This window comes from Streptomyces sp. BA2 (assembly GCF_009769735.1).
GTDB lineage: Bacteria > Actinomycetota > Actinomycetes > Streptomycetales > Streptomycetaceae > Streptomyces.
In genome coordinates, this window is record NZ_WSRO01000002.1 from 8,951,561 (window position 1) to 8,963,858 (window position 12,298).

General features: G+C 70.1%; 10 protein-coding genes and 4 pseudogenes. 7 read left to right on the forward strand and 7 right to left on the reverse strand.

Annotated elements, in window-relative coordinates:
* Positions 1-17 precede the first annotated feature (17 nt).
* Both E5671_RS42865 and E5671_RS42870 read right to left on the reverse strand, forming a co-directional pair.
* Positions 18-1,076, reverse strand: coding sequence for a cytochrome d ubiquinol oxidase subunit II (locus E5671_RS42865; protein ID WP_160509600.1), 1,059 nt, complete (start codon positions 1,074-1,076; stop codon positions 18-20).
* Between the two features lie 5 nt (positions 1,077-1,081).
* Positions 1,082-2,416: a cytochrome ubiquinol oxidase subunit I gene (locus E5671_RS42870; protein WP_160509601.1), complete on the reverse strand. Its 1,335-nt coding sequence runs from the start codon at positions 2,414-2,416 to the stop codon at positions 1,082-1,084.
* A gap of 171 nt (positions 2,417-2,587) precedes the next feature.
* Here E5671_RS42870 and E5671_RS42875 point away from each other — a divergent pair, with 171 nt between their 5' ends.
* On the forward strand, positions 2,588-3,517 hold the full coding sequence (locus E5671_RS42875; RefSeq protein WP_160509602.1) for a LysR family transcriptional regulator: 930 nt from the start codon (positions 2,588-2,590) through the stop codon (positions 3,515-3,517).
* A gap of 40 nt (positions 3,518-3,557) precedes the next feature.
* Here E5671_RS42875 and E5671_RS42880 read toward each other — a convergent pair whose 3' ends face one another.
* Both E5671_RS42880 and E5671_RS42885 read right to left on the reverse strand, forming a co-directional pair.
* Positions 3,558-4,346, reverse strand: coding sequence for a class I SAM-dependent methyltransferase (locus E5671_RS42880; protein WP_160509603.1), 789 nt, complete (start codon positions 4,344-4,346; stop codon positions 3,558-3,560).
* 23 nt (positions 4,347-4,369) lie between these two features.
* Positions 4,370-5,059 (reverse strand): DUF2848 domain-containing protein, encoded by a 690-nt coding sequence (locus tag E5671_RS42885; RefSeq protein ID WP_160509604.1) that lies wholly within the window; start codon positions 5,057-5,059, stop codon positions 4,370-4,372.
* Positions 5,060-5,230: 171 nt separating this feature from the next.
* On the opposite strand from E5671_RS42885, the gene E5671_RS42890 reads away from it, so the two are divergent.
* Positions 5,231-6,595: an MFS transporter gene (locus tag E5671_RS42890; protein ID WP_160509605.1), complete on the forward strand. Its 1,365-nt coding sequence runs from the start codon at positions 5,231-5,233 to the stop codon at positions 6,593-6,595.
* Positions 6,596-6,653: 58 nt separating this feature from the next.
* Positions 6,654-7,457 carry a nitrilase-related carbon-nitrogen hydrolase gene (locus E5671_RS42895; RefSeq protein WP_160509606.1) on the forward strand — a complete coding sequence of 268 codons (804 nt, stop codon included), beginning with the start codon at positions 6,654-6,656 and terminating at the stop codon, positions 7,455-7,457.
* A gap of 87 nt (positions 7,458-7,544) precedes the next feature.
* Here the strand turns inward: E5671_RS42895 and E5671_RS42900 are convergent, their stop codons facing one another.
* Together E5671_RS42900 and E5671_RS42905 are read right to left on the reverse strand one after the other, a co-directional pair.
* On the reverse strand, positions 7,545-8,171 hold the full coding sequence (locus tag E5671_RS42900; RefSeq protein ID WP_160510792.1) for an FCD domain-containing protein: 627 nt from the start codon (positions 8,169-8,171) through the stop codon (positions 7,545-7,547).
* A gap of 303 nt (positions 8,172-8,474) precedes the next feature.
* Positions 8,475-9,183: pseudogene (locus E5671_RS42905) on the reverse strand (phosphotransferase family protein).
* Between the two features lie 217 nt (positions 9,184-9,400).
* On the opposite strand from E5671_RS42905, the gene E5671_RS42910 reads away from it, so the two are divergent.
* The gene (locus E5671_RS42910) at positions 9,401-10,591 is read left to right on the forward strand and encodes a hypothetical protein (protein WP_160509607.1); all 1,191 of its coding nucleotides are present in this window, start codon (positions 9,401-9,403) and stop codon (positions 10,589-10,591) included.
* Positions 10,592-10,741: 150 nt separating this feature from the next.
* On the opposite strand, the pseudogene E5671_RS42915 reads toward E5671_RS42910, so the two are convergent.
* A pseudogene (locus E5671_RS42915) lies at positions 10,742-10,915 on the reverse strand (Rrf2 family transcriptional regulator); the annotation flags it as partial.
* A gap of 14 nt (positions 10,916-10,929) precedes the next feature.
* On the opposite strand from E5671_RS42915, the pseudogene E5671_RS42920 reads away from it, so the two are divergent.
* The 3 genes and pseudogenes from E5671_RS42920 to E5671_RS46660 form a co-directional block, all read left to right on the forward strand.
* Positions 10,930-11,670, forward strand: a pseudogene (locus E5671_RS42920) (SDR family oxidoreductase).
* Positions 11,671-11,753: 83 nt separating this feature from the next.
* On the forward strand, positions 11,754-11,936 hold the full coding sequence (locus E5671_RS42925) for a DUF1272 domain-containing protein (RefSeq protein ID WP_160509609.1): 183 nt from the start codon (positions 11,754-11,756) through the stop codon (positions 11,934-11,936).
* 109 nt (positions 11,937-12,045) lie between these two features.
* A pseudogene (locus E5671_RS46660) lies at positions 12,046-12,162 on the forward strand (AraC family transcriptional regulator); the annotation flags it as partial.
* Positions 12,163-12,298: the final 136 nt, after the last annotated feature.

Sequence of the window (12,298 nt, forward strand, 5' to 3'; positions counted from 1 at the left end):
TCGTCGCTTTCCGAGACTCAGAAGTAGCTGGGGTGACGGCGGCCCGTCCTGCCTCGGAAGGCCCACCAGCTCCACGTCTGGTACGCGAGGATCGTCGGGACCACCAGGACCCCGAACGCGCTCAGGATCTTCAACGTGGCCTCATCTGTGACGGCGTGAGCGATGGTCAGCCCCTCACCCGCCGAGCTGATCAGGAGGTACGGGTAGTGGCCGGCCCCCACGAGCAGCACGGGCAGCGCCGTAGCGCAGCAAGTGGCCGCGAACGCACGGATGTTGTGCCCGCGGGAGAAGTGCCACCAGGCACCGGCGAGCGCTGCGGCGAACAGGGCGGCGACGAACGCCGAGGCCGTGCGGTTCGTCATCGAGGCGCCCGCGCCGAAGAGCGTGAGGAGCAGCGCGAGGGCAGCCACGGCTGCGGCCCCAAGGAGCAAACCAGGTCCCAAGCGCCTTGCCCTGGAGACGAGTTCGGGTCCCGAGCGCAGTGCCACGAAGGCCGCGCCGTGTGCCGCGAAGAGCAGTGCGGTGGTGACGCCGCAGGCCAGCGTGAACGGCGAGAAGACGTCGTCGAACCCGATGTGGAAGCTCCCGTCGGCCTGGCGGGGCACACCGTGGAGCAGCAGGCCCACGACGAGTCCCCAGCACACGGCGGGCAGCGCCCCGCCGAACACGATCAGGGCGTCCCACCAGCGCCGCCCGCGGACACTGTGGGCGCGCCGCCGCAGTTGGACGGCAGCGTTGCCGAGGACCAGGCCGACGAGGATCGCCACGATCAGCGGGTACAGGCCGGGCAGGAGGGTGCCTTCGAGGTGCGGGAAGGCACCGAACAGGACGCCGGCGAAGGCGACCAGCCAGACCTCGTTGCCCAGGAAGAACGGCGCGATGGCGTCGAGGGCGGCGTCCCGACCGGTGCGTGCCGCCTCCTCGCCTAGGTCAACTCGGTCACCCCGGTCGCCCCGGCCACCTCGGCCGCCGAAGAAGGGGTGCAGCATCTGTACGCCGTAGTCGTAGCCGCCGAGCACGAAGTACCCGGCGAGAAGCAGGCCGAGGAGGGCCAGCCAGGCGGTCTCCAGACTCATCTCGCTCAACTTTCTGTCACCGCAGGGGAGTAATGCAGGGAGGTCGTCTCGGCGCTGCCCCAGGGCCCCTCGGGCCCCTCGGCCCTCTCGGGCAGGTCGTCGGGGAGCGGATCGGTGGTGCCGAGCTGGGTGGCGTCCGGGCCTCGGAGGGCGAAGCGGGTGATCAGCGTCCAGTTCGTCACCGCCAAGGCGAGGAAGATGGCGACGAAGACGGTGCAGGACACGGCCAGTGCGGCCGTACTGACATGGGAGAGCGCGTTCTCGACCGTCAACTCGCCGTAGACGAGCCATGGTTGGCGCCCGACCTCACGGACGACCCAGCCGCCCACGGAGGCGATGAAGGGGAACGGGACCATCGCGACCAGCACCCACAGAACGGGGCGCCAGCGCATCAGCCGGTTCTTCCACAGCAGGATGACCGCGATGAACGTAATGGTGGACACGGTGTTGCCGATGATCGTCATCACGTCCATCGAGATCCGCATCGTGTCCTGCCAGGGCACGTAGTTGCCGGGCCCGTGCTCCTTGACGAGCTGTGCCTGCACCTCGGCGACGCCACTGTTCTCCAGGACCGCGTCCTTCATGGGCTGGGTGCGCTCGATCACGGGCCGCTGCATCTCGCCGACGACGACCACGAAGAAGGAGGCGACCATGGCCACCCAGAGCCCCAGCCGCAGGGAACCGCGGAACAGCTCCGTCTCCTTTGTGCGCCGGAGGAAGTGGTAGGCGCTGACCCCGGCGATGAAGACGCCGCCCGTCGTCAGCGCGGCCAGTGCGATGTGGAAGAGGGCAACCAGCGCACTGGAGTTGGTCAGCAGCGCCCCGAAGTCGGTCAAGTAGGCCGCGTCGTCGCGCACTTCGTAACCGACCGGGTTCTGCATGAAGCCGTTGGCGACCATGATCCAGTAACCGGACGCGTACGCGGTCAGGGCGACCAGCCAGATGAGCGTGACATGCACGCCCCTGCGCATGCGGCCCCAGCCGAAGATCCACATGCCGAGGAAGGTGGACTCGGCGAAGAAGGCGATGAGGGTCTCGAGGACCAGTGGGGCGCCGAAGACATTGCCCGCGAACTTGCTCAGACCGCTCCAGCTGAGCCCGAACTGGAACTCCATGACCAGGCCGGTGACGATCCCGACCGCGTAGTTGATGACGTAGAGCTGGCCCCAGAAGCGGGTCATGCGCTCCCGGACGGCCTTCTTGGCGGGATCACGGGTGTACGCGGCGCGGGTGTGCATGATCGCCACGAGGGGGACGAGCCCCATGGTGAGGATCACGAACAGCCAGTGGATGCCGGTCGTGGCCGCGAACTGGAGTCGGGCCAGATCCGCAGCGCTCATGGTGGGACCTTCCTGGGGGACGGGCGGCCGCACCTGCGAGGCGTCGCCCCTGGTGGGGATCGCCTGCTCGGTGGCCTTGATGAAGACCGTAGGGAGAATCCCTTATGCATTCCAAGACTTGTTCTGCCATGTGAAGATGACTCGGAAGGCATAAGTGAAGGTGGGTGGATCATGGATCTTCTGCAGTTGCGCTACTTCCAGACCGTCGCCCGTTTCGAGCACATCAGCCGCGCCGCACAGGAACTACGCGTCGCCCAGCCCTCGTTGAGCCGCACCATCGCGCGCCTGGAGTCCGAGCTCGGCTCCCCGCTCTTCGACCGGCAGGGGCGCCGCATCCGGCTCAACCCGTACGGGGCGATGTTCCTGCGGCATGTGGAGCGCGCCCTGAGCGAGCTCGACGACGGCCGCAGGGCCGTGCGCGAGGCCCGTGACACCGGGCTCGGTCGCGTGAGCGTCGCCTCCGAGACCCTCCTGACGATCACTCATATCCTGGGCAGCTTCCGGGCCGATCACCCCCGCGCCGACGTGCGGCTCTTCCAGTCGACCGCTCAGGAGATGGACCGCCGGCTGCGCACCAGGGAGGTCGACTTCTGCGTGGCCTCACAGCCGCTGACCGGCACGAACCTGGAATCGGTCGAGCTCGCCCGCGAGGAGGTGCTGCTCGCGGTGCCGCCCGGGCACTGGCTCGACGGGCGGGAGAGCGTGACGATCCCCGAGATCGCCGACGAGCCCTTCGTCACCACGCGCCCGGGCCACTGGCAGCGCACGCTCCTGGACCGGCTGTTCGCGGCCGAAGGGCTCACGCCACTGCTCTCCTGCGAGGGCGACGAACCGGGCGCCAGCCAGGACATGATCAGCGCGGGCCTCGGCATCGGCCTCATCCCGACCATCTCCCGCCAGGTCGGCACGGAGGCGCGGGTCCCGGTCGTCTGGGTCCACCTGGACGCGCCCGACTGCGAGCGGGTGCTCACCCTGGTGTGGAGCCGTGACAGTTACCTGTCCGAAGCCGCCCTGAAATTCCGGGAGTTCATCACCAGCAGGCCCTTCATGGCCCATCGTCTGCGTGACGGGCGCCGAGAGGGAGTCCTCGATCCGTTCTGAGGCGCCGCCGTTCCGTTAGTGCCCCTCGCAGCTCGTACTCCTACCTGACGTGCCCCACCAGCGCGGAAACCCGCACCTCTTCCACGAACGGGGCGGGCGGAAGCGCCAGCCTGACGCGTTCGGCGAAGGCGAGTCTCTCGTCGGGGTGGGGCAGGGAGTCCTCGGGGATCGCGGAGAAGACCCCGCCGATGAGCTGGTCGAAGCCCAGTTCCTCGCGGTCCTCCGTCACGATCTCCTGGACGTCGTGGAAGCCCGCTGCCTCAAGTGCCCGCGCATAGCGGGCCCTGTCGTGGGCTCCGGTGCCGCACGAAGCCGTCAGTTCGGTGTCGAAGTGCTCCTCCAGGCAGGCGCGCAGCGCGCGTGACCAGGCGCTGTCCTGCAGCCACAGCGGTGTGCCGTTGGCGATCACGGCGATGCCGCCGCCCGGCCGCAGCAGGGGCGCCAACTCCCGGAAGAGCGAATCGTGTTGCATCCAGTGGAGCGCTTGGCCGATGACCGTCACCGCAAGGGACCGTTCGCCCACAAGCGCGCCCAGCGCCGGGACGTCGGTGTCGGCGCCGAGTGACCACGTCGCGTTGCGCACGCCCTGAGCGGTGGCCGCTTCCCGGGCCAGCCGGAGCATGTCGGGCTCGGGGTCCATGCCGATCACCGAGCCGACCCGGGTGGAGAGGGGCAGGGCGAGCTGGCCGGTGCCGCAGCCGAGATCCAGTACGGTGTCGTCGCCGTCAAGACCGAACGCCGTTTGCAGGGCGTCGAGAAGCCGAGGGGGATACCCCCGCCGGAACTTCGCGTAGTACTCGGCCACGTCCCCGCTGAATCCCACCGTCATGGCCCCACTCTGCCAGCCACCGGTCAGCCGATGGGCTCGGGCAGCGGCACCACCTGGTAGGCGAGCCGGATCGTGCTGCCGGTGGCGGGGTCGCCGAGCTCCACGCGCCAGCCCTCGGCGAACTGGTCCACGCCCTCGGCCATGGGAATGGTGCCCGAGATCAGGACGGTGCCGGGGGTCAGGCCGCCGCGCTCGCGCAGTACGCCGGTCCAGTAGCCGGGGGTGAGGAGTTCGGCGAGCGTGCCGTGCTGGATCTCGGTCTCCCGGCCGTCGGCGTAGGTGACCCAGGCGCGCAAGGTCAGTTCGTCGATGCGCGGTTCGACGTCGGCCAGGAGCCAGGCCTGCCGGGCAAGGACATCGGGTGCCGCGTTCTTGCTCCAGGCCACACCGTGGACCTCGAGCTCGCGGTCGGTGTGGTCGCAGGCCGCGGTCAGGAGCAGCTCGCCGCCTTCCGCGACGACCAGTGCCCATTCGGCCTCGCCCGACGTGCGGGCGTGCGGCGCCGCGACCCGGTCGGTCTGCTGGGCCAGGTAGGGGGAGACGGGGTAGAGGGCCGGGGTCACCGACGGTGCGGGCACCCCGAGTTGGGCGAGCTCGGCGACGTGCGCGGCGACATCGGCCTGCTCGCGCCCGGCGTACCCGGCGTTGAGCACCTGCACGACGTCGACATCACGGGTGGAGCCGTCGGGGAGTTCGAAGGTCAGCACGGCCATGGGGCACTCCAAAGGTGGCAGGTCTCGACATGGGGCCGGACGTGGGTCTCGGCATGGGTATCGACACGGTCAACTTCCGGCGCGGGGGTTGCGCATACGGCCTGTATACAAGAAGTATGCCGGAAGGTCGATGTCCAGGTCGATGTCCCCTCGACGCAAGGATCGGGAAGCATGCAGCACACCCCTCAGGGCTCACCGGCGGTTTCACCGGGCCGCTCCGGCATCCGCCGGGCCTTCTTCGCCAGCCTCACCGGTACCGCTCTGGAGTGGTACGACTTCGCGGTCTACTCCGCCGCCGCGGCCCTCGTCTTCGGTGACCTCTTCTTCCCCTCGGAGGACCCCCTCACCGGCACCCTCCTGGCGTTCTCCACCTATGCCGTCGGCTACGTCTCGCGCCCCCTGGGCGGTTTCGTCTTCGGCCGCCTCGGCGACGTGATCGGCCGCAAGAAGGTCCTCATCGCCACCCTGGTCCTCATCGGCGCGGCCACGTTCCTCATCGGAGTCCTGCCCACCTACGGCACCGCGGGCATCACCGCCCCCATAGCCCTGGTCCTCCTGAGGTTCGCGCAGGGCGTCGGGGTCGGCGGCGAGTGGGGCGGCGCGGTCCTGCTGTCCAGCGAGTTCGGTGACCCACGCCGCCGCGGCTTCTACGCCTCGGCGGCACAGATCGGGCCGCCCGCCGGAAACCTCCTGGCCAACGGCGTGCTGGCCGCCCTGGGCGTGCTGCTCACCGAGGAGCAGTTCCTCTCCTGGGGCTGGCGCGTGGCCTTCCTGCTGTCGGGCGCCCTGGTCGCCTTCGGCCTCTGGATCAGGGCGAAGCTGGAGGAGACCCCCGTCTTCAAGGCCATGGAAGCCGAGGAATCCCGGCCCCAGGCGCCGATCCGCGAGGTCTTCACCACCCAGCCCCGCGCCCTGTGCGCCGCGATCCTCAGCCGGGTCGCCCCCGACGTGCTGTACGCGATGTTCACCGTGTTCGTCCTCACCTACGCCACCGACGAACTGGGCATGACGCGTGGCTCCGCCCTGACGGCCGTCCTGGTCGGCTCCTTCCTGCAGATCTTCCTCATCCCCCTGGCCGGCGCACTCTCCGACCGGGTCAACCGGCGTCTGCTGTACGGCTGTTCCGCCATCGCCGCGGGGGTGTGGCCGTTCGTGTTCTTCCTCGTGGTCGACGGCGGAAGCTGGATCCCGCTGGTGTGCGGCGTGGTGGTGGCCCTGGCCATCCACTCCTTCATGTACGGCCCGCAAGCGGCCTTCGTCGCCGAGCAGTTCTCGCCCCGCCTGCGCTACACGGGCTCATCGCTCGCCTACACTCTCGCGGGCCTCATCGGCGGAGCGGTCGCTCCGCTGCTGTTCACCGCCCTGCTCAGCTCGTACGGCAGCTGGGTCCCGCTGGCGCTCTACCTCGCCGTCGCGGCTGCCGTGACCGTCATCGGTCTCTGCCTGGGGAGGGACTCCGCCCACGCCGAGAAGGAGGACGAGCTGCTCGCCGCCCCCGCCACCCCGAAGGCCGCCCCCGCCGCCCGCGTTCCGTAACCTCAGCGCTTCCGCCCCCTCCGCCCCTACCCCTCCCGACTCCGAAAGGCGACCCACCGTGCGCATCGCACTGAGCCAGCTCACCACCGGCCCCGAGCCCCGCGAGAATCTCACCCTCATCGAGGAATGGACCTCACGCGCGGCGGACGCCGGCGCGGACATCGTCGTGTTCCCCGAGGCATCGATGGCCTGCTTCGGCACCCCTCTGGCGCCGCTCGCCGAACCCCTGGACGGCCCCTGGGCCACCAAGGTCCGCGCCATCGCCGAGGCGGCGGGCATCACCGTTGTGGCGGGCATGTTCACCCCGGCTCCCGGCGGCCGGGTGGCCAACACCCTGCTGGCCACCGGCCGTGGCGTCGAAGCGACGTACGACAAGATCCATCTCTACGACGCGTTCGGCTACGCCGAGTCGGACTCCGTGGCCGCCGGATCGCGGATCGTCACCATCGACGTGGACGGCGTACGTCTGGGCCTGGCCACGTGTTACGACGTGCGCTTCCCGGAGCTGTTCCGGGCCCATGCCGACGCGGGGGCCATCGCGACCCTCCTGTCGGCCTCCTGGGGAGCGGGCCCCGGCAAGGTCGATCAGTGGGAGCTGCTGGTGCGGGCCCGCGCGCTGGACGCCACGCTGTGGGTCGCGGCCGTCGACCAGGCGGACCCGGCCGCCGGGGGAGTCGCGGCCGGGGGTGCGGCGCCCACCGGAGTGGGGCACAGCATGCTCGTCGGCCCCGACGGAACCGTACGCCACCGTCTGGGGGCCGAGCCGGAACTCACGCTGGTCGAGGTGGACGCCGAGGAGGTCGCGGCGGTCCGCAAGAACATCCCGGTGTTGGCCAACCGCAGGCTGGGGGAGCCGCGCTGAGCGACAGGGGCAGCAACTCCCGTTCCCCGTAGGGCCGGAGGGGCGCTCCGGCCCTACGGCCGCCCAGAACCCCACAACTGCGCCCGCTCATCCGGCGAGCAGCACCTTCAGCGTCGACTCCAGGTGGCTGTCGATCGCGGCGCAGGCCGCTTGGGCGTCACCGGCCGCGAGGGCGTCCACGATCGCCCGGTGCTCGTCGAGCACCGCTTCCTGACGGCCCTGCTGGTTGTAGAGGGCCACGACACCCGCCCGCACCTGGCGGCTGCGCAGCCCTTCGTAATGCCGGTCCAGCAGTGAGTTGCCCACGGCCGAGACGAGCGACGCGTGGAAGAGGTGGTCCACATCGATGAACTCCTTGGCCTGGTCGGGGCCGCTCAGCGCGCGCTGCCTCTCCAGGCATGCGCCCAACTCCCGCACCGGAGCCCGGCCCGTGCCGATGACGTGCTGCGCCGCGTACCGCTCGACGATCCCGCGGAGCTGCATCAGCTCGCTGATCTCACGCCCCGACAGCGGCGCAACCCGCGCACCGCGTTTGGGCACCAAGTCGACCAGGTCCTCGGCGGCCAGAAGGAGCAGCGCCTCGCGGATCGGGGTGCGCGAGACACCGATGCGATCGGCGATGTCCTGCTCCGAGAGGAACTCACCCTGCATCGCCGGGTCCGTCAGCACCGTCTCCTTGAGGTACGCGTACGCCTTCTCCCGACCCGACGCCACCACTACCCCCAGAGATCGCATACACCTTGTATACGGAAGTTACCACGAAGCGGCGGAACGGACAGCGGCTACAACTGGAGAGCGGCTACAACTAGTGCCCCTGGGCGCGGTTCAGCCCGCCAGAGCAGGGAACGCCGCACGAGAGGGTGCCGAGGGCCCTCCGGGCACCGTCCCGAACAGGGGACGCGCACCCCTGGGTGCCTGTCGAGGGAGTGCGTCCCGCTGGGGGAGAGGGGAGCTCGCCCGCGCGGGGCGCACGCAGCCGTCGCCGGGAACCTTCGCGGTAGCCGGGCCGGCGCGGCCTCACATCCGGGATCTCAGTACGTCGACCTCGCAGCCCGGCGTGAACGGGTCGAAGCCGTGCTCGACCAGCCAGCGAACCCCCAGCAGGCTGCGCAACGACCACCACGCGCGGATCACGTCGAGGTCGGCGTCGGTGCCGTAGCCGGCGACGACGTCGTCGAGGTGCTCCTCGTGTCCGAGCGTCAAGGTGGCGAGGTCGAACAGGGCGTCACCCTGGCCCGCCTCGGACCAGTCGATGATGCCGGTGACCTCGTCGCCGTCGAGGAACACGTGGGCGATCTGCAGGTCGCCGTGCGTGAACATCGGAGTCCACGGCCGGAGCGCGGCCTCGGCGACCTGGCGGTTGCGGGTGACCAGGTCGGCGGGCAGGACGCCGTTCGTCACGAGCCACTCGCACTCGCCGTCGAGGTCCGCCGCCAACTCGTCGAGGTCCCGGCCCGCACGGCCGGGCCGGGGCGGCAATGGCGCGTCGTGCAACTTCCGGATGGCGGCACCCGCCGAGGCGGCCGAGCGTCGTCCCCGGGACCGCGGCGATCGCGAGCACGGGCGGTTTGCGCCACAGGATTTCGGGAGTCGGGACCGGCGCCAGGGCCATCGCCTCGACCTCGACGTCGATGCGTGCCTGATCGGCGTCCACCTTCAGGAACACGTCGCCGACGCGCAAGGTCGCGCGCTCGGAATGGGCGACGACGACGTTGACCTCATCCATGGCGACCACTATCCCGGATGACCCGTCCACGGCGCCGAGAATATTGCGTGCGGTCACGGCAGCCTGGGCCGGTCATCCGGGAGCCCGACGAGGGGCTCGGGCACGTCCGGCACCCACGGGGCCGGGATCCTCCAGTGGCGGGGCGAAAGAAGCGTGCATAGAACGGGAGACACGATCACGTGCGGGACGAAGGTCCCGCTGGAATGGAGAAGCGAAAATGGCCGCTGAGTCATTCTCTGCCGCGGGGGACACTTCCGGGACCGGCGAACCTCTGGTGTCGACGTCGGTTCACTGGGGCACCGCGCAGCTCGGCGCCCCACCCGCCCACCAGCCCGCCCCGTGGCCGCAAGCATTCGACCACGACACCGACGACATGTCCCCGGAATGGAACGCGCACGCCGACGATGACGACGGACCTCCGCGAGAGGCGTCCGACATCGACGAAGAACTCTCGGCGCAGGCGGCGCCAGGCCCGGACGAGGACGCGGTGGAGGAGCTGATACGCGTCGCCGTGGTGTCCAGGCCCCTGGATGACGTGGTTGACCTCGTCACCCTCCTGGAGCAGTCACCTGACGGCGTGACAACAGCCGCCTCAGTGCTCCGCCTGGCTGCCGTGGCCCGCTCCGTCGACGATGTCACCCGGCTGGTGGAACTGTTGGGCCCGCCCGAGCACCCCGCCGAGCACATGGACGAGGCCATTCGGCACGCCGCCGAGGAACGGCCCGTTCCGGAGGTCGGCCGTCTCGTCCATCTGCTGTCCCGCCCTCCGCACGATCCGCACAGCGGCGCCGAGGCGGTGCACGCCGCAGGCACGACCCGATCCGTCGAGGATCTGATGCAGTTGATCGGCAGCCTCAGGGAACACAGGGAGGCCGACAACGCCGATGCCGTGGCCCCGCCCATGCCGCTCGCGCCGCCGGCCGAGGCAGCCGACCCTTCATCGGCGCCGGCTGCTGAGGCCACTGAAGCCACAAAGGCGGCAGAGGCCGCGGAGGCACAGGCCAAGACACCCCTGGTGTGGCTGCGTCGCGTGGCAGGCGTACTTCTTCTGCTCTGCGCGGCGGCTCATTTCCCGCTGAACTGGTCGGACGCGCCCACCCTCGGTCTCTTCGCCGCGCTCGGCGTCTGCGTCGTCTGCGCTGTGGTGGGCGCGGCGCTGTGCTTCAGCCGGTCGCCGATCGTGGCCGTGGCGAGCACCTTGGTCGCCGGCGCGCTGACTGTCGGCCACCTCGTGGACGATCGGGTCAACTCCACGACGCTCGCCTACGTGTTGCGGCCCGACGGGGTGGCGGCACCGCTGCCGACTCTGTCGGCGGTGGCCGCTGCGTTGGCCTCACTGCTGGTCGTGGCGCTCACGATCGCCGGCATCAGGGCCGCGGCCAACCGTAGGCCCGCCCCGCGTTTCTAGGCCCCGTGCCGGACCGCGCCGCGTCGAGGAGCAGTCCTCGACGCGGCGCGGTCCGTGCGTGCCTCAGCCTCCGGAGCCGTTCGCCGCGTTGAGCCACGTGCCGATGGCCGGGAGAGCCTGGGGTCCGCTGTCCTGTTCCACCGACCGCGCCCTGGTCAGGACGTATCCGCCCGTCTTGCCCTGGATGGACTTCACCAGGTCCGCCCGGGAGAGGGCCTGCATCTGCTTGGCCAGATAGCTGGGCGAGGCGTCGTGCAGCTGCGCCAGTCGGGCAGCCGGGACCGGCTCGGTTGCCGCGGTGTCTGGCAGGGGCGCTCGGCTCACAGGAGGGCAGGATCATGAACATCACGGTCATCGGCGGCACCGGACTGATCGGCTCCCAGCTCGTCTCCCGGCTTCGCGAGGCAGGACACGAGGTGGTCGCCTCGTCCCTGTCGACCGGAGTCGACCTGCTCACCGGCGAGGGCCTCGACGAGGCGCTCAAGGGCGCGGACACGCTCGTCAACGTGTCGAACTCGCCCACGTTCGACGAAGCCTCCCTGGACTTCTTCCGCACCACCATGGGGCACCTGCTCGACGCGGGGGAGCGCGCGGGCGTCCGCCATCAGGTCGTCCTCTCCATCGTCGGAGTCGACCAGGTGCCGCAGCTGGACTACTACCGCGCGAAGGCCCTCCAGGAGGACCTGCTGCGGCGCGGACCCACCGCGTACTCGATCGTGCGTGCCACTCAGTTCTTCGAGTTCATGGACGCGGCCATGTCCTGGACCGCCGACGACCGGACCGTCCGGCTGCCCGCCACGCCCATCTAGCCCGTCGCGGCAGCCGAGGTGGTCCAGGCCCTCGCCGACGTCGGCACCGGCACACCGCTCAACGGCACGCTCGACGTCGCAGGACCCGATGTCTTCGCGTTCGACGAGCTCGGCCGACTGACGCTGTCGGCCCGGAAGGACGCCCGCACCGTCGTCACCGACGAGAAGGCGGGCATGTTCGGGGCCGTCGACGGCGACGTCCTTGTCGCGCGACCTGACGCGCGCGTGGCCTCCACCCGCTACGAGGAGTGGCTCGGCGCTTCTCGCTGAACCCCAGACCCGGCGCAGGGCGCAGGGCCCTCCCGCGTACCCTTCCACGCAGACATCTGGCAGTCAGGTACGGGGGAGAAGTCATGGCACTGGAAATGCGTGAACGTTGCGAGCGCTGCGAAAGCGCGGCTCTGCCGTGGGACGGGCCTGCCAAGATCTGTTCCTACGAGTGCACCTTCTGCGAACCGTGCGCCGAGGCCATGCGAGATGTCTGCCCCAACTGCGGCGGACAGCTTGTCACCCGCCCCACTCGCGCCCAGACCTGACCTGGCCCCGGGGCAGCCGGTCAGGGCCAGGCCATGAGCAGCATCGCCACGGTCACCATGCCGAGCAGCCCGACATAGGCCCAGGCATGGATGCGGTCGGGGCTACCCGAGCGAGGTCAGCGGCCGCATCGGCTACGCCTCTCCGGCAGCGTTCACCGCCGCATTCACCCGCGCCTTCGGCACGCCCCCGTCCCGCTTCACCGCGAGGGCCCCAAAGCCCATCTGACGTGCACGTTCGCCGAGAATGCGCTGGCAGCGGTGTCGAGCGCGGTCGTCTACCCCTGGGACGCCATTTCCAAGCTCCGCGTTGCGGCCGAACACCGCTCTGGCTGTGAGCCCACCCATAGGAGCCACGTCACATG